The organism is Kitasatospora papulosa (assembly GCF_000717245.1).
GTDB lineage: Bacteria > Actinomycetota > Actinomycetes > Streptomycetales > Streptomycetaceae > Streptomyces > Streptomyces papulosus.
On the sequence record NZ_JNYQ01000018.1, the window covers coordinates 15,557 to 36,849 of the forward strand.

23 protein-coding genes are annotated in these 21,293 nt (G+C 71.2%); 10 read left to right on the top strand and 13 right to left on the bottom strand.

Annotated features, from left to right (window positions below):
• Nucleotides 1–93: 93 nt before the first annotated feature.
• Nucleotides 94–210, bottom strand: coding sequence for an SGM_5486 family transporter-associated protein (locus IA22_RS38055; RefSeq protein ID WP_086010434.1), 117 nt, complete (start codon nucleotides 208–210; stop codon nucleotides 94–96).
• A gap of 17 nt (nucleotides 211–227) precedes the next feature.
• On the bottom strand, nucleotides 228–1,487 hold the full coding sequence (locus tag IA22_RS0130585; RefSeq protein ID WP_030125461.1) for a CynX/NimT family MFS transporter: 1,260 nt from the start codon (nucleotides 1,485–1,487) through the stop codon (nucleotides 228–230).
• Between the two features lie 127 nt (nucleotides 1,488–1,614).
• Here IA22_RS0130585 and IA22_RS0130590 point away from each other — a divergent pair, with 127 nt between their 5' ends.
• Complete coding sequence (locus tag IA22_RS0130590) at nucleotides 1,615–2,289, top strand: FadR/GntR family transcriptional regulator (protein ID WP_014157016.1); 675 nt, start codon at nucleotides 1,615–1,617, stop codon at nucleotides 2,287–2,289.
• A gap of 9 nt (nucleotides 2,290–2,298) precedes the next feature.
• On the opposite strand, the gene IA22_RS0130595 is transcribed toward IA22_RS0130590, so the two are convergent.
• From IA22_RS0130595 to fabG, 3 genes are all read right to left on the bottom strand, one after another.
• On the bottom strand, nucleotides 2,299–2,664 hold the full coding sequence (locus IA22_RS0130595; RefSeq protein WP_015576660.1) for a hypothetical protein: 366 nt from the start codon (nucleotides 2,662–2,664) through the stop codon (nucleotides 2,299–2,301).
• A 160-nt stretch (nucleotides 2,665–2,824) separates the two neighbouring features.
• On the bottom strand, nucleotides 2,825–3,592 hold the full coding sequence (gene fabI, locus IA22_RS0130600) for an enoyl-ACP reductase FabI (RefSeq protein ID WP_014157014.1): 768 nt from the start codon (nucleotides 3,590–3,592) through the stop codon (nucleotides 2,825–2,827).
• 5 nt (nucleotides 3,593–3,597) lie between these two features.
• Nucleotides 3,598–4,317: a 3-oxoacyl-[acyl-carrier-protein] reductase gene (gene fabG, locus IA22_RS0130605; RefSeq protein WP_014157013.1), complete on the bottom strand. Its 720-nt coding sequence runs from the start codon at nucleotides 4,315–4,317 to the stop codon at nucleotides 3,598–3,600.
• A gap of 470 nt (nucleotides 4,318–4,787) precedes the next feature.
• Here fabG and IA22_RS0130610 point away from each other — a divergent pair, with 470 nt between their 5' ends.
• The 3 genes from IA22_RS0130610 to tyrS are packed head-to-tail and all read left to right on the top strand — an operon-like array spanning nucleotide 4,788 to nucleotide 9,024.
• Nucleotides 4,788–6,311, top strand: coding sequence for a TldD/PmbA family protein (locus IA22_RS0130610; protein WP_030125462.1), 1,524 nt, complete (start codon nucleotides 4,788–4,790; stop codon nucleotides 6,309–6,311).
• Nucleotides 6,308–7,702 carry a metallopeptidase TldD-related protein gene (locus tag IA22_RS0130615; protein ID WP_030125463.1) on the top strand — a complete coding sequence of 465 codons (1,395 nt, stop codon included), beginning with the start codon at nucleotides 6,308–6,310 and terminating at the stop codon, nucleotides 7,700–7,702. Before IA22_RS0130610 ends, IA22_RS0130615 begins: the two co-directional genes overlap by 4 nt.
• Nucleotides 7,703–7,755: 53 nt before the next feature.
• Complete coding sequence (tyrS, locus tag IA22_RS0130620; protein ID WP_014157010.1) at nucleotides 7,756–9,024, top strand: tyrosine--tRNA ligase; 1,269 nt, start codon at nucleotides 7,756–7,758, stop codon at nucleotides 9,022–9,024.
• A gap of 70 nt (nucleotides 9,025–9,094) precedes the next feature.
• Here tyrS and IA22_RS0130625 read toward each other — a convergent pair whose 3' ends face one another.
• Nucleotides 9,095–9,379, bottom strand: coding sequence for a GlsB/YeaQ/YmgE family stress response membrane protein (locus tag IA22_RS0130625; protein WP_014157009.1), 285 nt, complete (start codon nucleotides 9,377–9,379; stop codon nucleotides 9,095–9,097).
• A gap of 212 nt (nucleotides 9,380–9,591) precedes the next feature.
• Here IA22_RS0130625 and IA22_RS0130630 point away from each other — a divergent pair, with 212 nt between their 5' ends.
• Both IA22_RS0130630 and IA22_RS0130635 read left to right on the top strand, forming a co-directional pair.
• Nucleotides 9,592–9,954, top strand: coding sequence for a DUF3099 domain-containing protein (locus tag IA22_RS0130630; protein ID WP_030125464.1), 363 nt, complete (start codon nucleotides 9,592–9,594; stop codon nucleotides 9,952–9,954).
• Between the two features lie 221 nt (nucleotides 9,955–10,175).
• Nucleotides 10,176–10,424 carry a hypothetical protein gene (locus IA22_RS0130635; RefSeq protein WP_014157007.1) on the top strand — a complete coding sequence of 83 codons (249 nt, stop codon included), beginning with the start codon at nucleotides 10,176–10,178 and terminating at the stop codon, nucleotides 10,422–10,424.
• Here IA22_RS0130635 and moaA read toward each other — a convergent pair.
• The 3 genes from moaA to IA22_RS0130650 form a co-directional block, all read right to left on the bottom strand.
• Entirely contained in the window at nucleotides 10,407–11,396 is a 990-nt protein-coding gene (gene moaA, locus IA22_RS0130640; protein ID WP_030125465.1) for a GTP 3',8-cyclase MoaA, read from the bottom strand. The genes IA22_RS0130635 and moaA overlap by 18 nt on opposite strands.
• A gap of 160 nt (nucleotides 11,397–11,556) precedes the next feature.
• Nucleotides 11,557–13,197, bottom strand: coding sequence for a solute symporter family protein (locus IA22_RS0130645; RefSeq protein ID WP_014157005.1), 1,641 nt, complete (start codon nucleotides 13,195–13,197; stop codon nucleotides 11,557–11,559).
• Nucleotides 13,194–13,559 (bottom strand): DUF485 domain-containing protein, encoded by a 366-nt coding sequence (locus IA22_RS0130650; protein WP_014157004.1) that lies wholly within the window; start codon nucleotides 13,557–13,559, stop codon nucleotides 13,194–13,196. Before IA22_RS0130650 ends, IA22_RS0130645 begins: the two co-directional genes overlap by 4 nt.
• Before the next feature lie 306 nt (nucleotides 13,560–13,865).
• Between IA22_RS0130650 and IA22_RS0130655 the strand changes: the two genes are divergently transcribed.
• Nucleotides 13,866–15,401 carry a S8 family peptidase gene (locus IA22_RS0130655; RefSeq protein ID WP_014157003.1) on the top strand — a complete coding sequence of 512 codons (1,536 nt, stop codon included), beginning with the start codon at nucleotides 13,866–13,868 and terminating at the stop codon, nucleotides 15,399–15,401.
• A 71-nt stretch (nucleotides 15,402–15,472) separates the two neighbouring features.
• Here IA22_RS0130655 and IA22_RS0130660 read toward each other — a convergent pair whose 3' ends face one another.
• The 4 genes from IA22_RS0130660 to IA22_RS0130675 form a co-directional block, all read right to left on the bottom strand.
• Nucleotides 15,473–16,516: a zinc-dependent alcohol dehydrogenase family protein gene (locus IA22_RS0130660; protein ID WP_014157002.1), complete on the bottom strand. Its 1,044-nt coding sequence runs from the start codon at nucleotides 16,514–16,516 to the stop codon at nucleotides 15,473–15,475.
• Between the two features lie 21 nt (nucleotides 16,517–16,537).
• The gene (locus tag IA22_RS0130665) at nucleotides 16,538–17,218 is read right to left on the bottom strand and encodes a lysoplasmalogenase (RefSeq protein ID WP_030125466.1); all 681 of its coding nucleotides are present in this window, start codon (nucleotides 17,216–17,218) and stop codon (nucleotides 16,538–16,540) included.
• Complete coding sequence (locus IA22_RS0130670; RefSeq protein WP_030125467.1) at nucleotides 17,215–18,111, bottom strand: sterol desaturase family protein; 897 nt, start codon at nucleotides 18,109–18,111, stop codon at nucleotides 17,215–17,217. Before IA22_RS0130670 ends, IA22_RS0130665 begins: the two co-directional genes overlap by 4 nt.
• Nucleotides 18,112–18,217: 106 nt before the next feature.
• Entirely contained in the window at nucleotides 18,218–18,937 is a 720-nt protein-coding gene (locus tag IA22_RS0130675) for a VIT1/CCC1 transporter family protein (protein WP_014156999.1), read from the bottom strand.
• Between the two features lie 142 nt (nucleotides 18,938–19,079).
• On the opposite strand from IA22_RS0130675, the gene IA22_RS0130680 reads away from it, so the two are divergent.
• The 3 genes from IA22_RS0130680 to IA22_RS0130690 all read left to right on the top strand — a co-directional run bounded on the left by IA22_RS0130680 (nucleotide 19,080) and on the right by IA22_RS0130690 (nucleotide 21,248).
• On the top strand, nucleotides 19,080–20,087 hold the full coding sequence (locus IA22_RS0130680) for a DEDDh family exonuclease (RefSeq protein ID WP_030125468.1): 1,008 nt from the start codon (nucleotides 19,080–19,082) through the stop codon (nucleotides 20,085–20,087).
• 63 nt (nucleotides 20,088–20,150) lie between these two features.
• Nucleotides 20,151–20,384: a hypothetical protein gene (locus tag IA22_RS0130685; RefSeq protein WP_073747930.1), complete on the top strand. Its 234-nt coding sequence runs from the start codon at nucleotides 20,151–20,153 to the stop codon at nucleotides 20,382–20,384.
• 69 nt (nucleotides 20,385–20,453) lie between these two features.
• On the top strand, nucleotides 20,454–21,248 hold the full coding sequence (locus tag IA22_RS0130690; RefSeq protein WP_015576669.1) for an SURF1 family cytochrome oxidase biogenesis protein: 795 nt from the start codon (nucleotides 20,454–20,456) through the stop codon (nucleotides 21,246–21,248).
• Nucleotides 21,249–21,293 lie beyond the last annotated feature (45 nt).

Sequence of the window (21,293 nt, forward strand, 5' to 3'; positions counted from 1 at the left end):
GGCGGGCCCATCCGGTGACCCACCCACTGGACCCTGACCCTGGCCCCCTAGGGGACAGGGGTGCAGGCCCCACCCCCGGGCGGATTCAGGGGGTCAGGGGGAGGCGATCGTGGCGATCACGCCGATGACCACGGAGATGAGAAGCATCGTCCCGAAGACGAGGAGCAGCTTCTTCTGGCCGTTCTGGGGATTCGGATCGAGCACTGGCATGCGCACAGTGTCGCATCTCAGCATTCGTCCTCGATCGTCCGGTCCCGGCCCGCGAGGACTCCCGCCACCGTCTGGGGGACGAGGAGGGCCGCCATGAGGGTGAGGGGAAGGCCCCAGCCGCCGCTGTGCTGGTAGAGCACCCCGACCAGCAGCGGGCCGGGGATCGAGATCAGGTAGCCGGTGGACTGCGCGAAGGCCGAGAGCCTGACCACGCCGGCACCGGTGCGCGAGCGCATCCCGATCATGGTGAGGGCGAGCGGGAAGGCGCAGTTGGCGACGCCCAGCAGCAGGGCCCAGAGCCAGGCACCGCCGGCCGGGGCCAGGTAGAGACCCGCGTAGCCGAGGAGGCCGCATCCGCTGAGGACGAGGACGATCGGGCCCTGGGTCCGCAACCGGGTGGCGACCCGGGGGATGACGAAGGCCAGGGGGACGCCCATGGCCATGATCACGGCGAGCAGGACACCGGCGGTGCCCGCCGAGAGCCCCGCGTCCCGGAAGATCTGCGGCATCCAGCCCATGGTGATGTACGCGGCCGTGGCCTGGAGCCCGAAGAAGCAGGCGAGCGCCCAGGACGTCCGGCTGCGGGTGATCTTCAGCGCGGGTGGCGCGGGGGCTCCCGCGGCCTGCCCGGACGCGTCTCCTCGGTCCTTCAGGAGCGGGACCCAGGGCACGACGGCGACCACGGCCAGGGCGGCCCAGATCACCAGCCCCGTCCTCCAGCCGCCGCCCAGGGCGTTCGTGAGGGGCACGGTGAGAGCGGCGGCGAGTGCGGTGCCGAGGGCCAGCGCCATCGAGTAGAGGCCGGTCATGGTGCCGACGCGGTCGGGGAACCAGCGCTTCACGATGACGGGCATCAGGACGTTGCTGACCGCGATGCCCATGAGCGCGAGGGCGCTGGCGGCGAGGAACCCGGCGGTGCCGCCCACGAAGGGGCGCAGCAGCAGGCCGGCGGCGATGGCCGCCATGCCGGCGCAGACGACGGCGCTGGGGCCGAACCGGCGGGCCAGGCGGGGCGCCATGAAGCCGAACAGCGCGAAGCACAGCGGCGGCACCGAGGTGAGGACCCCGGCGATGCTGCCGCTCATGTGCAGTCCGTCCCGGACCTCCTCGAGGAGGGGGCCGAGGCTGGTGATGGCGGGCCGGAGGTTGAGCGCGGCAAGGACGAGACCGACGGTCGCGATCCGCAGCAGCCAGGGAGAAGGTCCGGGCGCGGGCCTCTCGCGTCCCGTGGCGGGGGCGGCGGGAGGGCTCAGGATCGGGGTCTCGTCATGACGCATGAGACCCATCATAGAATCATGGGATGATTGACTGTCCACTTCCGCTCTCCGCCTGGGACAATCGGAGTGACGTCCGACGGGCCCGCACCTCCCGGACCGCCTTTCCGGAACACGAGCAAGGAGCAGCATGGCTCTGACGTCCACGCGGCGTTCGGCTCTCGCCGACCAGGTGATCGCCCAGCTGAGGAACCAGATCACCACGGGTGAGTGGCCCGTGGGCTCGCGGATCCCCACCGAGCCCGAGCTGGTCGAGCAGCTCGGGGTCGCCCGGAACACGGTGCGCGAGGCGGTGCGCGCCCTGGCGCACAACGGACTCCTGGACATCCGCCAGGGCTCCGGGACGTACGTGGTGGCGACCAGCGAGCTGGCCGGGGTCATGCACCGGCGCTTCGCGGACGCCGACCCCCGGCACGTCGCCGAGCTGCGTTCCACGCTGGAGTCCTCGGCCGCACGGCTGGCCGCCCTGCGGCGTACGGACCGTGACCTGCGGCAGCTGGACACACTGATGGCGAGGCGTGAGGCGGCGTGGGTGTCCGGGGACGCCGAGGCCTTCGTGGCGGCGGATGCCACCCTGCACCTGGCGGTCGTCGCCGCCTCGCACAACGACGTGCTGACCGAGCTCTACGCCGATCTGAACGACCTGTTGCGCGATTACCTGCGCGACGACGTGGGTCCGGAGCTGCGGCCGGAGGCGCACATGGACCATGCGCGGCTCGTCGAGGCCATCAGGGCGGGTGACGCGGAGGCGGCGGCCGCGGAGGCCGCCGCCCATGCGCTGAACTGTCTCCAGGAACGGGTCTGAGCAGGCGTTTCAAGACACCGAATGGCTGACCCAGGCCGAGCCGACCTCTTTCCAGCAGCGGTCCTCGAGCTTGACCGTCCGGCCGGGCTGCACCGCGACCGGGCCGCCGTCGGCGTCGACGTCCCACCAGCGCGCGCACTCGGTGTGGAGCTGGACGAGATCCGTGCTGGGGTAGGGGTTGTGGCAGTAGGCGACCACCCGGGACCCCTCGACCGACGTACGGCACTCCGCGCCCGCGGGCTCGGGTTCCGGTGCGACGGGGACCGCCGAGTTGCCCGCCCGGTTCGCCGCGCTCACGGCCACCGGGGTCAGCAGTCCCGCGACGACGGCGGCGGTGGCGAGCAGGGCCCAGGTTCTGCGACGTGTGGAGCGCACAACGGTCTCCTCCCCGCAGCCTGACCAAAAGTCCGGTTCCTCCACATTCTGCGGTGGAACGGCCAGCTTTTCGAGTCGAGCACGGGAGAGCCCCCGGACACGCGCGACGACCGCGTACCCGGTGAGGGGTACGCGGCCGTCGGTGAGCGGTGGGAGGCGGTCAGGCGCCCATCATGTGCACGCCGCCGTCGACGTGGACGATCTCGCCCGTCGTCTTCGGGAAGAAGTCCGAAAGGAGGGCGACGACCCCGCGGCCGGCCGGCTCCGGGTCGGCCATGTCCCACTCCAGCGGGGAGCGGTGGTTCCAGACGTCCGCGAGCTCGCCGAAGCCCGGGATGGACTTGGCCGCCATCGAGCCCAGCGGGCCCGCCGAGACCAGGTTGCAGCGGATGCCGTCCTTGCCCAGGTCGCGGGCGAGGTAACGGGAGGTCGCCTCCAGCGCGGCCTTGGCCGGGCCCATCCAGTCGTACTGGGGCCAGGCGAACTGCGCGTCGAAGGTGAGGCCGACGATGGAGCCGCCGTCGTTCATCAGGGGCTTGCAGGCCATGGCGAGCGACTTCAGCGAGAACGCCGAGACGTGCATCGCGGTGGCCACCGACTCGAAGGGCGTGTTCAGGAAGTTGCCGCCGAGGGCGTCCTGCGGCGCGAAGCCGATGGAGTGCACGACGCCGTCCAGCGAACCGAGCTCGTCCTTGACCAGGCCGGCGAGGCGGGCCAGGTGCTCGTCGTTGGTGACGTCGAGCTCGAGGACCTTGACGGGCTTGGGGAGCTTCTTGGCGATGCGCTCGGTCAGCGTCGGCCGGGGGAAGGCCGTCAGGATGACCTCGGCGCCCTGCTCCTGGGCCACCTTCGCGGTGTGGAAGGCGATGGACGACTCCATCAGCACGCCCGTGACGAGGATGCGCTTGCCGTCGAGAATTCCGCTCATGGTGATCAGTGACCCATGCCCAATCCGCCGTCAACGGGGATGACGGCTCCAGTGATGTACGACGCGTCGTCCGACGCGAGGAAGCGCACCGCGGCCGCGATCTCGGCGGGCTGCGCGTAACGGCCGAGCGGCACCTGGGACACGATCCCCTTGCGCTGCTCGTCGGTGAGCGCCTGGGTCATGTCGGTGTCGACGAACCCGGGTGCGACGACGTTGAACGTGATGTTCCGCGAGCCGAGCTCACGGGCCAGCGAACGGGCGAAGCCGACCAGGCCCGCCTTGGACGCAGCGTAGTTGGCCTGGCCCGCCGATCCGAGGAGGCCGACGACGGAGGAGATGAGGACGACACGGCCCTTCTTGGCGCGCAGCATCGCACGGTTCGCGCGCTTGACGACGCGGAAGGTGCCGGTGAGGTTGGTGTCGAGCACGGACGTGAAGTCGTCCTCGGTCATCCGCATCAGCAACTGGTCCTTGGTGATACCGGCGTTGGCGACCAGCACCTCCACGGGACCGTGCTTCTCCTCGATCTCCTTGTAGGCCTGCTCCACCTGCTCGGTGTCGGTGATGTCGCAGCGGACCGCGAGGACACCCGCCTCGGTGAGCTCCTGCGGAGGCTCTCCCGAGCGGTAGGTGACGGCGACCTTGTCGCCGCTGTCGGCGAAGGCTCGGGCGATGGCGAGGCCGATGCCCCGGTTTCCTCCGGTGACGAGAACCGAGCGGCTCAACGGATCACCCTTTCCTTGGCGGTGTGGTTCATCGAAAACCTATCGGTACCACCGCTCAACCAAGGAATCGGCCTCTGACAGCGCCGCCGGGCCGCGACTGTCGGGTTTCCACAGTCCGGACCCGGGGGTGGCCGGTCGAGGGCGACGTGCGTGGTGGGCTCCACGGCGCCGTCCACCGTGGCCGGCGGCGGATCCCCGACGGTCGCGTCGTCCCCCGGGGCCCCGCTCCGGGACGGGCCGTGACCCCGTGAACCGCCGCGCCGCGACCGGCATGCCCGAAGCCTGACCGGGAGACCGCCACGGAGTCCGGCAACGACCGAAATCGCACGTGGATACGGCAATTGCGAGCGAGTTCGGTCCATGAGGGCCCTGCGGCGACAGCCTGCCCGGGAAACGTGTAGCCGCCCGGCGGCGTCCGGGTGCATGGTTCACTCCGAGGTAACAAGAGAGAAAGAGAAGGGGAGCCCTTCGTGGCCCACGAGGTAGATCAGTCGTTCCTGGCCCTGCCGCTCCGCGCCCTCGCCGACGCGGCGCTCGCCCGCGCCCGCGCGCTCGGCGCCGTGCACGCGGACTTCCGGTTCGAGCGGGTGCGCGACGCCTCCTGGCGGCTGCGTGACGCCCGGCCCTCCGGGACGTCGGACACCACCGACACCGGATACGCGGTCCGCGTGGTGCACGGCGGGGCGTGGGGTTTCGCCTCCGGCGTGGACATGACGATGGACGCCGCGGCGAAGGTGGCCTCGCAGGCCGTCGCCATGGCCAAGCTGTCGGCGAAGGTGATCGCGGCGGCCGGATCCGACGAGAGGGTCGAGCTGGCGGACGAGCCGGTGCACGGCGAGCGGACCTGGGTGTCGGCGTACGACGTCGACCCGTTCTCCGTGCCGGCCGACGAGAAGGCCGCGCTGCTCGCCGGGTGGAGTGCGCGGCTACTGGCCGCCGACGGGGTGGCGCACGTGGACGCCTCCCTGACGACGGTCCACGAGAACAAGTTCTACGCGGACACCGCCGGCACCGTCACCACGCAGCAGCGGGTGCGGGTCCATCCGCAGCTCACCGCGGTGGCCGTGGACGGCGGGACCGGCGAGTTCGACTCGATGCGGACGATCGCCCCGCCGGTGGGCCGGGGCTGGGAGTACCTCACGGGCACCGGCTGGGACTGGGACGCCGAGCTGGAGCGCATCCCGGACCTGCTGGCCGAGAAGATGCGGGCTCCGAGCGTCGAGGCGGGGTCCTACGACCTGGTCGTCGACCCCTCCAACCTGTGGCTGACGATTCACGAGTCGATCGGCCACGCCACCGAGCTGGACCGGGCTCTGGGCTACGAGGCGGCCTACGCGGGAACCTCGTTCGCGACCTTCGACCAGCTGGGGAAGCTGGCCTACGGCTCCCCCGTGATGAACGTGACCGGTGACCGCACCGCCGAGCACGGGCTCGCGACCATCGGTTACGACGACGAGGGCGTCGCGGCACAGTCCTGGGACCTGGTCAGGGACGGCACGCTGGTGGGCTACCAGACGGACCGCAGGATCGCGAAGCTGACGGGACTGGGCCGGTCCAACGGGTGCGCGTACGCGGACTCGCCGGGCCACGTCCCCGTGCAGCGCATGGCGAACGTGTCGCTGCAGCCGGATCCGGGCGGGCTGTCGACGGAGGACCTGATCGGCGGGGTGGAGCGCGGGATCTACGTGGTCGGCGACCGGTCCTGGTCGATCGACATGCAGCGCCACAACTTCCAGTTCACCGGCCAGCGGTTCTTCCGGATCGAGAACGGCAGGCTGGCGGGCCAGCTGCGGGACGTCGCGTACCAGGCGACGACCACGGACTTCTGGGGCTCGATGGAGAAGGTCGGGGGCCCGCAGACCTACGTCCTGGGCGGTGCCTTCAACTGCGGCAAGGCCCAGCCGGGCCAGGTCGCGGCCGTCTCCCACGGCTGCCCCTCCGCCCTCTTCCGAGGCGTGAACATCCTCAACACGACGCAGGAGGCCGGGCGATGAGCCGCGCCAGCAAGCCGTACGAGATCGTCGAGCGGGCGCTCTCGCTGTCCACCGCCGACGGCTGTGTGGTGATCGCGGACGAGAACTCCTCCGCCAACCTCCGCTGGGCCGGCAACGCGCTGACCACGAACGGGGTGACCCGTGGCCGCACCCTGACCGTGATCGCGACCGTCGACGGCGCGCAGGGGACGGCGTCCGGTGTGGTGACGCGTTCGGCCGTCACGGCCGACGACCTGGAACCGCTCGTGCGGGCCGCGGAGGCCGCCGCGCGCGGTGCCGGGCCGGCCGAGGACGCGCAGCCGCTGGTGTCCGGGGTCCCGGCGTCCGCCGACTTCACGGAACCGCCGGCGGAGACCGGATCCGACGTCTTCGCCGACTTCGCCCCGGCACTCGGCGACGCCTTCGCGCGGGCCCGCTCGGGCGGCCGCGAGCTGTACGGCTTCGCGAACCACGAGATGACCTCCACCTACCTGGGGTCGTCCACGGGGGTGCGGCTGCGCCACGACCAGCCGAACGGGACCCTGGAGCTGAACGCCAAGTCCCCCGACCGGACCAGGTCCGCCTGGGCGGGCCGGGCGACCCGGGACTTCAAGGACGTCGACCCGGCCGCGCTCGACACGGAGCTCGCCCGCCGGCTCGGCTGGGCCGAGCGGCGGATCGAGCTGCCGGCCGGCCGGTACGAGACGTTGCTTCCCCCGACGGCGGTGGCGGACCTGCTGATCTACCAGTACTGGTCGGCGTCGGTACGGGACGCCGCCGAGGGCCGGACGGTCTTCTCGCGGCCCGGCGGCGGTACACGTGTCGGGGAGAAGCTCTCGGGCCTGCCGCTCACGCTGCGCAGCGACCCGTACGCGCCGGGGCTGGAGTCGGCCCCGTTCGTGATCGCCCACGCGTCCGGGGACGGGGACTCCGTCTTCGACAACGGGCTGCCGCTGGCCCCGACGGACTGGATCGCGGGCGGCAAGCTGGAGCGGCTGACCGCCACCCGCCACTCGGCGGGGCTGACGGGCCTTCCCGTCGCGCCGGCCATGGACAACCTCGTCCTGGACGGCGGCGGCGAGCGGTCCCTGGACGAGATGGTCGCCGCGACGACCGGCCGCGCCCTGCTGCTGACGTGCCTCTGGTACATCCGGGAGGTGGACCCGGCGACCCTGCTGCTGACCGGGCTGACCCGGGACGGGGTCTATCTGGTGGAGGACGGCGAGGTCGTCGGCGAGGTGAACAACTTCCGGTTCAACGAGTCGCCGGTCGGGCTGCTGTCCCGGGCGTCGGAGGCGGGCCGTACGGAGAAGACGCTGCCGCGCGAGTGGGGCGACTACTTCACCCGTGCCGCGATGCCCCCGCTGCGCGTCCCGGACTTCCACATGAGCTCGGTCAGCCGGGGCGTATGACCCCCATAGACTGACCGGACAACCCATCGAACACCCAGAGGAGAGAAACGACCGTGACGGACATCGTCGACGAGCTGAAGTGGCGCGGGCTGTTCGCCCAGTCCACCGACGAGGACGCACTGCGCAAGGCTCTCGCGGACGGCCCGGTCACCTTCTATTGCGGTTTCGACCCGACCGCGGCGAGCCTGCACGTGGGCCATCTCGTGCAGGTGCTCACCATGCGCCGGCTCCAGCTCGCCGGGCTGAAGCCGCTCGCCCTGGTCGGCGGCGCCACCGGCCAGATCGGTGACCCGCGGCCGACCGCGGAGCGCACGCTGAACGACCCGGAGACCATCGCCGCGTGGGTCCAGCGGCTGCGCGGGCAGATCGAGCCCTTCCTCACCTTCGAGGGCCCGAACGCCGCCACCATGGTGAACAACCTGGACTGGACCGCGGGTCTGTCCGCGATCGAGTTCCTCCGGGACATCGGCAAGCACTTCCGGGTCAACAAGATGCTCACCAAGGACTCGGTGGCCCGTCGGCTGGAGTCGCAGGAGGGCATCAGCTACACCGAGTTCAGCTACCAGCTCCTCCAGGGCATGGACTTCCTGGAGCTGTACCGGCGCCACGGGTGCACCCTCCAGCAGGGCGGCAGCGACCAGTGGGGCAACCTCACCGCGGGCATCGACCTGATCCACCGCCTGGAGCCGGGCGCCGCCGTGCACGCGCTGGCGACGCCGCTGATGGTGAAGGCGGACGGCACCAAGTTCGGCAAGTCCGAGAGCGGCGCCGTCTGGCTCGACCCCGAGATGACGACGCCCTACGCGTTCTACCAGTTCTGGCTGAACGTGGACGACCGGGACATCTCGACGTACATGCGCATCCTCAGTTTCCGGAGCCGCGAGGAGCTGGAGGAGCTGGAGAAGCTCACCGAGGAGCGGCCTCAGGCGCGTTCGGCGCAGCGGTCGCTGGCCGAGGAGCTGACGACGCTGGTGCACGGCGGTGAGCAGTGCGCGGCGGTCATCGCGGCGTCGAAGGCGCTGTTCGGCCAGGGTGAGCTCGGCGAACTGGACGAGGCGACGCTGAGCGCCGCCCTGTCCGAGGTGCCGCACGCCCGGGTCACCGAGCTGGGCCCGGTGGTGGACCTGCTGGTCGAGGTCGGACTGTCCGCGAGCAAGTCGGCGGCCCGTCGCACGGTCAAGGAGGGCGGGGCCTACGTGAACAACGCGAAGGTCACGGACGGCGAGAGTGCCCCCTCGGCGGACGAGCTGCTGCACGGGCGCTGGCTGGTCCTGCGCAGGGGCAAGAAGAACCTGGCCGCCGTCGAGGTCACGGCGGGCTGACACCGGGGAACACGACGCCGCGGCCGGTCACGCGTCACGCGTGACCGGCCGCGGCGTTCCCACGTCCGGGTCAGGTTCTCCGGGTCCCGCTCCTGTTGCCCCTGATGGACTGCCAGACCATGTCGCCGACACCGACGACGGCGATGGCGCCGATCAGCTGCAGCAGGTGCCGGATCCAGTCGATCCCCTTGGTGTCGTTGACGCCGATCCAGGTCGCGACGGCGTTGCCGAGGATGCTGCCGAGGATGCCGAACACAACCGTCAGCCAGAGGGGGATGGCCTGCTTCCCCGGCAGGATCGCCCGGGCGATCACACCCAGCACCAGACCTACGATGATTGCCCACAGCCAGCCCATGTCGCCTCCTCGCGCGGCGCGGTGTGCGCACGTTCACCCAGTCTCGGCGCACCGGACGTACGCCGCATGCCGGACAGGTCCGTACGTGGAACTGCGGTTCGAACCCGTATGGGCGGACGTGCCCCGGTCTCGAACACGGCCGGCCCCGGGCGTACCGTGGGAGCGGCACCGTCCGGGGAAGTCCGGCACAGAGATCTGGTGGTGGAATCACGATGCGGAAGCAGAGCGGCCCGGAGGTTTTCCGGATCACGGGTGCCCGGCAGGGCCTCGCCGACGACGTGCGCGGCCGGCAGCGGCGGTACATCATCTCGATGTCCGTACGCACCGTCTCAGTGGTGCTGGCCGCGACCCTGTGGAACGTCGAGAGGCATGTGGCCGTGGTGGCGCTCGCGCTGGGCGTCCTGCTTCCCTACGTCGCGGTCGTCATCGCCAACGCGGGTCGTGAGAACGCTCCTTCGCTCCCCTCCACGTTCGTGCCGGCGCCGATGCGGCCGGCTCTCGGAACGGCTCCCGCGGAGCCCGCCGCGGAACCCGGTCCCACCGGCCGTGGCGCGGGAACGCGCCCGGCCGACTGACCGGCGGGCGCACTCCGGGGGCCGTGGGAAGAGCCCGGGTCAATCATGACGATCCCGTGCACCGGATCCCGGGGCCCGTGCCATACTTCGTGTGCGCTCCGCATCCCCCGTCGGAGCGACGGACCGACGCCGGGCAGCTCCCCCCGTGGCTGCCCGGCGTCGCCATTCTCCGGCGGGGATGCGCCGCGGAGCCCTCCGGAACGAGGCTTAGGGTTGGGGCCGTGAACCTCTTCGAGACCTCCGCCGAGAGCGCCACCGGCGCACCGGTCTGTTCAGCCAAGGGCTGCCGCGCCGATGCCGTGTGGGTGCTCGCCTGGAACAACCCGAAGCTGCACACACCCGAGCGCCGCAAGACCTGGCTGGCCTGCGACGAGCACCGGGAGCACCTCTCCTCTTTCCTCGACGTGCGCGGTTTCCTCAAGGACGTCGTGACGCTCGCGGAGTGGGAGTCCTCAGCCGCCGATCGCTGACATCGGGCGGTCGGGCTGCAGGAAGGCCGGGTCGTCGAGACCGGAGCCCGCCTTCTTGCCCCACATCGCGAGCTTCCAGATCCTGGCGATCTCCTCGTCCGGGGCACCGGAGCGCAGGGCGCCGCGCAGGTCCGTCTCCTCGCGCGCGAAGAGGCAGGTGCGGACCTGGCCGTCGGCGGTGAGCCGGGTGCGGTCACAGGCCCGGCAGAAGGGCCTGGTCACCGAGGCGATGACGCCGACGCGGTGCGGGCCGCCGTCCACGGTCCAGCGCTCCGCGGGGGCGGATCCCCGCTCCTCGTCGTCCTCCGCGGTGAGGGTGAAGCGTGTGCGCAGCGAGGCGAGGATGTCGCCTGCCGTGATCATGCCGTCGCGCTTCCAGCCGTGCTGGGCGTCGAGCGGCATCTGTTCGATGAAGCGGAGTTCGTAGGAGTTCTCCGCGGCCCAGGCCAGCAGTTCGGGGGCCTCGTCGGCGTTGAGGCCGGGCATCAGGACGGAGTTGACCTTGACGGGGGTGAGTCCCGCCTCGCGGGCGGCCTCGAGCCCTTCCAGTACGTCCTTGTGCCGGTCGCGGCGGGTGAGCGTCTTGAAGACGTCGGGACGCAGGGTGTCCAGGGACACGTTGACGCGGTCCAGTCCGGCCGCCTTCAGTGCGGAGGCGGTGCGCTTGAGCCCGATGCCGTTGGTCGTGAGCGACATCCTGGGCCGGGGCTCCAGGGCGGCGCACCGCTCGACGATGGAGACGAGGCCGGGGCGCAGCAGCGGCTCACCGCCGGTGAAGCGGACCTCGGTGACACCCAGGTCCGTGACGGCGACCCGGACGAGCCGGACGATCTCGTCGTCGCTGAGCAGATCGGTCTTGGAGAGCCACTGCAGGCCTTCCTCGGGCATGCAGTAGGTGCAGCGGAGGTTGCACTTGTCGGTCAGAGAGACACGCAGGTCGGTGGCGACCCGGCCGTAGGTGTCGATGAGCACTGTGGGCCTCCCCCGGTGATGTCCGCGGTTGCGGTCTGACACCTCCGAGACTACGCGAGGCCTCCGGCATCGGGGGGGCGCGGTTGGCACGAGGTGCGCCGGGGCCCCGTCGTAGGGATCTACGACGGGGCCCCGGCGGGGCACGGCGGGCGCGGGGGCGTCAGTGGGCCCCGGTGCCGGTGAGGGACTTGACCTCGAGTTCGGCGTACTTGCCCTTGTCCGGCTCCTCCTTCGAGAGGACCGAGCCGACCCAGCCGAGCAGGAAGCCCAGCGGGATGGAGATGAGACCGGGGTTCTCCAGGGGGAACCAGGCGAAGTCCACGTCCGGGAACATCGAGCTGGCCTTCCCGGAGACGACCGGGGAGAACAGCACCAGGACGACGGACGAGGCGAGACCGCCGTAGATCGACCAGAGGGCGCCCTGGGTGGTGAAGCGCTTCCAGAAGAGGCTGTAGAGGATGGTCGGCAGGTTGGCCGACGCGGCCACGGCGAAGGCGAGGGCCACGAGTCCGGCGACGTTCAGGTCGCGTGCCATGGCGCCGAGGGCGATGGAGACGACACCGATCGCGACGGTGGCCCAGCGGGCCGCGCTCATCTCCTCCTTCTCGGTGGCCTTCCCCTTGCGGATGACGTTGGCGTAGATGTCGTGGGCGAAGGAGGACGAGGAGGCGAGGGTGAGGCCCGCGACGACGGCGAGGATCGTGGCGAAGGCCACCGCGGAGATCACGGCGAGCATGATGGCGCCCCCCGTGGTGCCGACCCCTCCGAGGTACTCGGCGAGCTGCGGTGCCGCCGCGTTCCCCGCCGGGTTCTTCGCCTTGATCTCCTCGGGCCCGATGAGCGCCGCGGCGCCGAAGCCGAGGGCGATCGTCATGAGGTAGAAGGCGCCGATGATGCCGATGGCCCAGTTCACGGACTTGCGGGCGGCCTTGGCGGTCGGGACGGTGTAGAAGCGGATCAGGATGTGCGGGAGTCCGGCGGTGCCGAGGACCAGCGCGATGCCGAGCGAGATGAAGTCCAGCTTCGAGACGTCCGTGGCGCCGTACTTGAGGCCGGGCTCCAGGAACGCCGCGCCGTGGCCGCTCTTCTCCGCCGCGGTGCCGAGCAGGTCGGAGACGTTGAAGTCGAACTTCCACAGCACCATCAGGGTCATCAGCAGGGCGCCCGCGATGAGCAGCACGGCCTTGACCATCTGCACCCAGGTGGTGCCCTTCATCCCGCCGATGGTGACGTAGACGATCATGAGGACGCCGACCAGTGCCACGATGAGGATCTTGCCCGCGTCGCTGGTGATGCCGAGCAGCAGCGAGACGAGGACGCCCGCGCCCGCCATCTGGGCCAGCAGGTAGAAGATCGACACGACGATGGTGGAGACTCCCGCGGCGGTGCGCACCGGCCGCTGGCGCATCCGGTAGGCGAGGACGTCGCCCATGGTGTAGCGGCCCGAGTTGCGCAGCGGCTCGGCGACGAGCAGCAGGGCGACGAGCCAGGCGACGAGGAAGCCGATGGAGTAGAGGAAGCCGTCGTAGCCGAAGAGGGCGATGGCGCCGGCGATGCCGAGGAAGGACGCCGCCGACATGTAGTCGCCGGAGACGGCCAGGCCGTTCTGGAAGGCGGTGAACTGCCGCCCGCCGGCGTAGAAGTCCGACGCGCTCTTGGTCTGCCGGCCGGCCCAGACGGTGATGCCCAGGGTCGCGGCGACGAAAACGGCGAAGAGCGTGATGATCAGCGGGCGGTGCTCGGCCGTCGACGACGACGCGGCGAGCTGGATCACGGGATGCGATGCGTACGCGGCGCTCATGCGTCGCCCTCCAGACGTGACTTGATGGCCGCCGCCTGCGGGTCGAGCTTGTTCGTGGCGTGGCGCGAGTAGAACCAGGCGATGAGGAACGTGGTGGCGAACTGAGCGAGGCCGAAGACGAAGGCGACGTTGAAGTTCGCGAAGACGATCTTGCTCATGAAGTCGTCGGCGTAGCTGGACAGCAGCACGTACAGCAGATACCAGGCGATGAAGCCGATGGTCAGCGGAAAGGCGAAGGAGCGGTGGGAGCGGCGCAGCTCGGCGAACTCCGTGCTGTCCTGCGCCTCGAGGAACGCCTCGGTCGTGGGCTGGACGGGGCTGCCGTCCTCGGGGCTCTGGGGCGGCGGTGCTTCGGTGACCACGGATTCTCCTCGCGACGCGGGTGCGGTGATGGGGACGTTGGCTTTCACGGGGAGTCCTCTGCTGAGTGACGGGGGCTGATCGCACGACTCCCTGTGCAACGGCACGGAGAGCGTGGCGAAGCGGTTCACCGCAGGTTCGGTCCTCCTGGGGAGGCACTCGTGTACGCGACTCCCGGAGGTCACACCTCGAACTCACTTGCCCGCATTCATTGATGTGCCGGGAAGATCAGCGATAGCTTCACTGGTCATGTACCGGACCGGACACGCCTGTGTCCGGTTCCACGGCACGGATGATGTGGAGAACCCATGGCTCATCTGGCATCCCGACGGACTCGCGTACTCACGCTGCCCGTCGGACTCGCGCTCACGGCCTCGCTCGGCTTCCTCCCGACCGGGACCGCGGCCGCGGCACCCGCGGACGAGCAGCCCGCGGCGCAGGTGCGGACGGACGGCCCCGAGCTGTCGTACGTCGTGAACACGCGGGCGGGTCACGGCACCGTCAAGCAGGTGCGGAAGGCGATATCCGCGGCCGGCGGGACCGTCGTGACGTCGTACGACACGATAGGTGTCATCGTCGTCCACTCGCAGAACCCGGACTTCGGCGCGACGATCCGCAAGGCCAAGGGCGTCCAGTCCGCGGGCGCCACGCGCACCAGCCCCATCGCTCCGGCCGCGACGAAGGACATCGGGGTCGAGCAGCCCCTGACCGCCGCGCAGGCGCAGGCGGCGTCGGCGGACGCGGCGGCGGGCCAGGACCCGCTGGAACCCCTGCAGTGGGACCTCCCCGCCATCAAGGCGGACCAGGCGCACAAGAAGTCCCTGGGCAGCAGCAAGGTCACGGTCGCCGTCATCGACACGGGCGTGGACGACACCCACCCGGACCTGGCGCCGAACTTCGACCGCGGCGCCTCGGTGAACTGCGTGTCCGGCGCCCCTGACACCACGGACGGCGCCTGGCGGCCCGCGGCCGGGGAGAGCGACCACGGCACGCACGTGGCGGGCACCATAGCCGCGGCCAAGAACGGCACCGGGATCACCGGCGTCGCGCCGGGCGTGAAGGTCTCCGGCATCAAGGTGTCCACACCGGCCGGCCTGTTCTACACCGAGGCCGTCGTCTGCGGCTTCGTGTGGGCCGCCGAGCACGGTGTCGACGTGACGAACAGCAGCTACTACACCGACCCGTGGCTGTTCAACTGCAAGAACGACCCGGACCAGGGCGCCCTGGTCGAGGCGGTCACCCGCGCGACCCGCTACGCGGAGCGCAAGGGCGTCGTCAACGTCGCCGCGGCCGGCAACTCCGACCACGACCTGGCCCTCGACGCCATCGAGGACTCGACGAGCCCCGACGACTCGACGCCGGTCACCCGCACGGTCGACCCGAGCGCCTGCCCCGACATCCCGACCATGCTGCCGGGCGTCGTGACGGTCTCCGCGACGGGTGCGAAGAACCTCAAGTCCTCCTACTCGAACTACGGACTCGGGGTCATCGACGTGGCTGCTCCGGGCGGTGACTCGACGCGCTACCAGACGCCCGAGGCGCCCGCCGACAACGGTCTGATCCTCTCGACGCTGCCCGGTGGCCGCTTCGGCTACAAGGCCGGTACGTCGATGGCGTCGCCGCACGTCGCGGGTGTCGCGGCGCTGATCAAGTCGACCCACCCGCACGCCTCATCGGCCGCGGTGAAGGCGCTGCTGACGCTCCAGGCGGACGCCACCGCGTGCGGCGCGCCGTACGACATCGACGGTGACGGCACCGTCGACGCGGTCTGCGAGGGCGGCAAGCGGTACAACGGCTTCTACGGAGCCGGAATCGTGGACGCGCTGGACGCGGTCCGCAAGTAGGGCATGACGGAGGGGCCGGGGACAGCTGTCCCCGGCCCCTCCGTGTTCCGTCCCCGCGTTCCTTCCGGCTGCTACGGCTTGATCAGGACCTTGAGCGCCGTGCGCTCGTCCATCGCCTTGTAGCCGCCCGGCACCCCGTCCAGCCCGACCGACAGGTCGAAGACGGGCGACGGGTCGATCGTGCCGTCGAGCACGTCGGGGAGCAGTTCCGGGATGTAGGTGCGCACCGGGGCGACGCCGCCGCGCAGGGTGATGTTCCGGTCGAACATCGCGTCGAGGTCGATCCCGGTGCCGCTGCCGTGCGGGACTCCGACGTATCCGACGGAGCCGCCGTCGCGGACGATGTCGATGGCCGTGCGCATCGACTGCTCGGTGCCGACCGCCTCGATGACCCCGTGGGTGCCCTCGCCGCGCGTCAGCTCCCGTACGGCCGCGAGGGCCGCCTCGCCGCGCTCGGCGACGACGTCGGTGGCGCCGAACGCCCGGGCGATGTCGGTACGTGCCTGGTGGCGGCCCAGCGCGATGATCCGCTCGGCGCCGAGCCGCTTGGCCGCCATGACGCCGCAGAGGCCGACCGCACCGTCACCGACGACCGCGACCGTGCTGCCGGGCCTCACGCCCGCGCCGAGTGCGGCGTGGTGACCGGTGCCGAGCACGTCGGAGAGCGCGAGGAGCGCGGTGAGCAGCCGGTCGTCGGAGGCGGCCGCCGCCGGGAGCTTGACCAGGGTGCCGTCGGCGAACGGGACACGCACGGCTTCGCCCTGGCCGCCGTCCGAACCGACCGACCCCCAGAAGCCGCCCCGCGGGCAGGAGGTGGTGAGTCCTTCGGCGCAGTAGGCGCAGGTGCCGTCGGACCAGACGAACGGGGCCACCACGAGGTCACCCGCGGAGAAGCCGGCGACCTCGGAGCCCGCCTCCTCGACGACACCGAGGAACTCGTGGCCGATGCGCTGGCCCGGCTGCCGGGCCGACTCACCGCGGTAGGCCCAGAGGTCACTGCCGCAGATGCAGGCCCGCAGGACCCGCAGGACCACGTCGGTGGGCTGCTGGACCGTGGCGTCGGGCACCTCCTCCACACGGATGTCGTGGGGGGCATGGATCACAGTGGCGCGCATGCGTGGGGGTCCTCGCTGGTCTCAGATTCTGATACGCCCCTCACGGTACGCCCCGGGGGCGGCTCCGGTGGCATCTCTGTGCAGATCGAGCGCCCCTCTCGTGAGCAGGTACTGCGCCGCGAGGTAGGTCAGCATGATCCAGAAGTCGTGGGCGGGCAGCTGGGGCAGGTCCGCGATGCCGGTGGCGATGAGCGCGTCGGAGAAGAGGAAGAGCGCGCCTCCGAGGGCGGCGGGGCGGCCGAGGACGCCCGCACGCCAGGCCATGGCCGTGAGCAGCAGGCTGTACCCGGTCAGCGGGACGCGCAGTCCGTCCGGCAGGCCCGGCCACAGCAGCGCGACGAAGGTCACGAGCACGACGGCGTAGACGGCGCCGGAGACCGGCCGGACGGGGGCGCGGCCGAAGAGCGCCAGGTAGCAGACGTGGCCCGCGGCGAAGAAGCCCATCCCGGCGAGGAACGCGAGCTCGGCGTCGGGCATCAGCAGCACGTCCCCGGCCCAGCCGCAGAGCAGCGCGGCGATCAGCAGCCCGGGCCCTCCCCGGGCTGCGGCGTAGCCGGTGAGCAGGAGCATCAGCAGCGGCTTGGTGGCCACGTGCACGGCGTCCTGCCCGGCGAGGAGCCCGGCCAGATGGACGGCGGAGACGGCCAGGAAGGCCACGAGCAGCGGTCGTACGAGCCGGGGCGCACCGGCGCGGGGCCTCATCCGGTGCGCTCGGTGGCGGCGTGCGGCCGGGCGGGCACGGGGGTGGCGGGCACGGCGGGGCGCGACGGCTGCCAGCCCGGGCCCCTGAAGACCCGGCCCGCGCGCTCGCTCCAGGTGGCGGCCGACCGTACGTCGCGGGCGATGGCGGCGTACTCGTGGGTGGCGACACGGAACGGGTTGTGGGTGCTGATGTTCTTGGTGAGCCCGAAGACGGGGCGCTCGGTCTCCGGGGCGAACGAGCCGAAGAGCCGGTCCCAGAGGATGAGGATCCCGCCGAAGTTCCGGTCCAGGTAGCCGCCCTGGGAGGCGTGGTGCACCCGGTGGTGGGAGGGGGTGTTGAGGACGAACTCGAAGGGGCGGGGCAGCTTGTCGACGCGTTCCGTGTGCACCCAGAACTGGTAGACGAGGTTCGCCGACGAGCAGAAGGCGAGCGCGGCCGGGTGGACGCCCAGCGCGATGAGCGGCAGGTAGAAGGGCCAGGAGGTGAGCGAGGTCCAGGGCTGGCGCAGGGCGGTGGTCAGGTTGAACTTCCGGCTGGAGTGGTGGACGACGTGGCAGGCCCACAGGATCCGGATGACGTGGTGGCCCCGGTGGGACCAGTAGTAGAAGAAGTCCTGGGCGAGCAGCATCAGCAGGACCGTCCACCACAGCACGGGGACGCGCAGCGGGGTCAGTTCGTACAGGGCGGCGTAGATCGCCACGACGGGTATCTTCCACAGCAGGTCGAAGACCAGGCTGCCCAGCCCCATGGTGACGCTGGTGGCCGCGTCCTTGGCGTCGTACCCGGCGGCCTCGTCGTCCGGGTGCAGGCGGTACGACACCATTTCGAGGACGGTGAGCAGGACGAAGGCCGGGATCGACCACAGCACGACATCGGGCAGGTTCGGCTCCATGCGAGCACCGTAGAGCCGCTCCGGGCACCGGGCATAGATGTTGTTACCGACAAGTATGTGAGACGTGGCGTCAGGACCGGTTGGCGGGTTCCTCCAACCGCCCCCCTCACACCCCCGCGGCCCCCAACAGCGCCCCCGCTCCGTACGTCACCGCCATGGCCACCGCTCCCCCGGCCATGTTCCGCAGCACCGCCCGCCCGGCCGGCGCCTCGCCCAGCCGGGCGCTCCACCAGCCGGTGAGCGCCAGGGCCGCGAGGACCGAGACCACTGTGACGGGGAGCCGTGCCGAGGTGGGCGGCAGCACGATCGCCAGCAGGGGCAGCAGCGCGCCCACCGTGAAGGCCAGGAAGCTCGCCCCGGCCGCGTGCCACGGGTTGGTCAGCTCGTCCGGGTCGATGCCCAGCTCGACCTCGGCGTGGGCGCGCAGCGCGTCGCGCCGGGTGAGCTGGACGGCGGCCTCCCGGGCGAGCCGGCGGCTCAGCCCCTTCTCCTCCAGGAGTCCGGTCAGTTCGGCGAGCTCGGCCTCCGGGGTCTCGCGGAGCTCCCGCTTCTCCGTCTCCAGTGCGGCCTTCTCCGAGTCGCGCTGGGTGGACACCGACACGTACTCGCCGGCCGCCATCGACATGGACCCCGCGAGCAGCCCCGCGAGGCCGGCCGTCAGGAGGGTGGACCGCGCGCCCGTGGCTCCGGCCACACCGACGACGAGGCCGGCGGTGGAGACCACTCCGTCGTTGGCGCCGAGCACGGCGGCCCGCAGCCAGTTGAGCCGGGTGCCGAGCCCGTTGCCGTGGGGTTCGTCGTGTGTCTGGTCTGGTGTGTCCGTCACTCCGGGAGCGTCTCACCGGACCCGCCCGGGGGGCGCCACCGACCCGCGTGCACGGCGGCCACGGTCAACTGCGGGCCGTCCCGTCCGGGTTCGCGGCCGAAGGTCCCGGATGGGTGGCTGTCGGTGGCGGCCCGTATTCTCTGTGACCATGCTCGACGACCGTCAGACCGCAGCGCCGTGGCCGGCCGCCTATCCCCAGGGGTACGCGGTCGTCGACGTGGAGACCACCGGACTCGCCCGCGACGACCGGATAATCTCCGCTGCCGTGTACCGCCTGGACGCGAGAGGCGACGTCGAGGACCACTGGTACACGCTGGTGAACCCGGAGCGGGATCCCGGCCCCGTCTGGATCCACGGGCTGACCAGTGACGTCCTGGAGGGAGCGCCGCTCTTCCCGCAGGTCGCCGCGGAGTTGTCGGAGCGGCTGGCCGGGCGGGTCCTCGTCGCGCACAACGCCGCGTTCGACTGGTCGATGATCGCCCGGGAGTACGCCCGGGCGGCGGTCACCGCGCCCGTCGAGCAGCGGCTGTGCACCATCGCGCTCGCCAAGGAGCTGCGGCTCCCCCTGCCCAACCACAAGCTGGAGTCGCTCGCGGCGCACTTCGGCGTGGTGCAGCAGCACGCGCACCACGCCCTGGACGACGCCCGGGTGCTGGCCGAGGCCTTCCGGCCGTCCCTGCACGCGGCGGCCAAGGGCGGGGTGCGCCTTCCGCTGCTGGAGTGCCGGCCGCTGACCGAGTGGTACGACTCCCCGGTCACCCCGCGCGCCGGCTACCGGCCCTCGCAGGGTCAGGGCAGCTGGCGTCCCTCGCGCAAGCGTCCCGCGTGCCCGTATCCGAATCCCGGGCGCTACGAGTCGGACAAACCTCTCATGCAGGGCATGCGGGTGGCCTTCTCGGGAGACACCTCGATCGACCGTGAACTCCTGGAGGACCGCGCCGTGGAGGCCGGCCTGCACGTGGCGACCAGCGTGTCCCGGCTGACGAGTCTGCTCGTCACCAACGACCCGGACTCGGCGACGTCCAAGACGGTGAAGGCGAAGTCGTTCGGCACACCGGTCCTGGAGGAGAGCGCGTTCACCCATCTGCTGAGGGACGTGGCACCGGCCGTGTCGGTCGTCGTGCCGAAGCCGTCGCCGTCATCGGAGTGAACCGGCGGCGACTCGCCCCGTGCCGGCTCGCCCCTCACCGCCCGGCGTCCCACCCTGTGGCGCATGGCACGTTGCGAGGTATGCGGAAACGACTACGGGATGTCCTTCGAGGTGCACGCGCAGGGCGCGGTGCACGTCTTCGACTGCTTCTCCTGCGCCATCCACCGCATGGCGCCCATCTGTGAGCACTGCCGGGTCCAGGTCATCGGCCAGGGCGTCGAGGTCGACGGCCACTGGTACTGCGGCGGTCACTGCGCCCGCGCCGAGGGAAGGGCGGGCATCGTGGACAAAGTGTGACGGGCCGGCCCCGGCCGCACGGGGGACCCTCCGTGCCGCACCCCATGACCCCGGTTGTACGGTCATGGGGTGTACCGCTTCCTGTTGACCCGGCAGTGGGTGATTCTCACCCTGCTCGTCCTCGCCATGATCCCCACGATGGTGGAGCTGGGTTTCTGGCAGTTGCACCGGCACGAACACCGCGTCGAGCAGAACGCGCTGATCACCCGGAACCTCGAGGCGGACCCGGTCCCCGTCACCCGTCTCACCTCTCCCGGGCACACGGTCCCGCGCTCCGACTACTGGCGCGCCGTGACGGCCACCGGGACGTTCGACACCGGGCACGAGGTGGTCGTACGCCGCCGCACCTCGCAGGACGAGCGCATCGGCGTCCTGGTCCTGACCCCGCTGGACCTCAGGGGCGGGGGCACGGTCATGGTCAACCGGGGCTGGGTCCCGGCCGCCGCCGACCAGCAGTCCTTCCCCGAGGTCCCGCCGCCGCCGCGCGGCGAGGTCACGGTCACCGGCCGCCTCAAGGCGGACGAGACGACGAGCGCCAGTGGCATCAAGGACCTGGAGGGTCTGCCCGACCGCCAGGTGATGCTGATGAACAGCGCACAGCAGTCGCATCTGCTGGACCGTCCCGTGCTGGGCGGGTACCTGGAGATGACCGGTCCGGCGCCGGCCGACGGCAGCCCCGAGACGATCGCCGCCCCCGACGACGGCTCCATCGGTCCCCATATGGCGTACGCGGTGCAGTGGTGGCTCTTCGCCGCCGGGGTCCCCGTCGGCTGGGTGATCCTCGTACGCCGCGAGAAGCGCGACCGCGAGGAGGCCGCCGCGCGGGACGCGACGGCTGAGCAGCCGGAACCGGCCACCGCCTGAGGCCCTCACGCCTGTTCCGTTCGCACCGGTCCGGCTGCTTAGCGG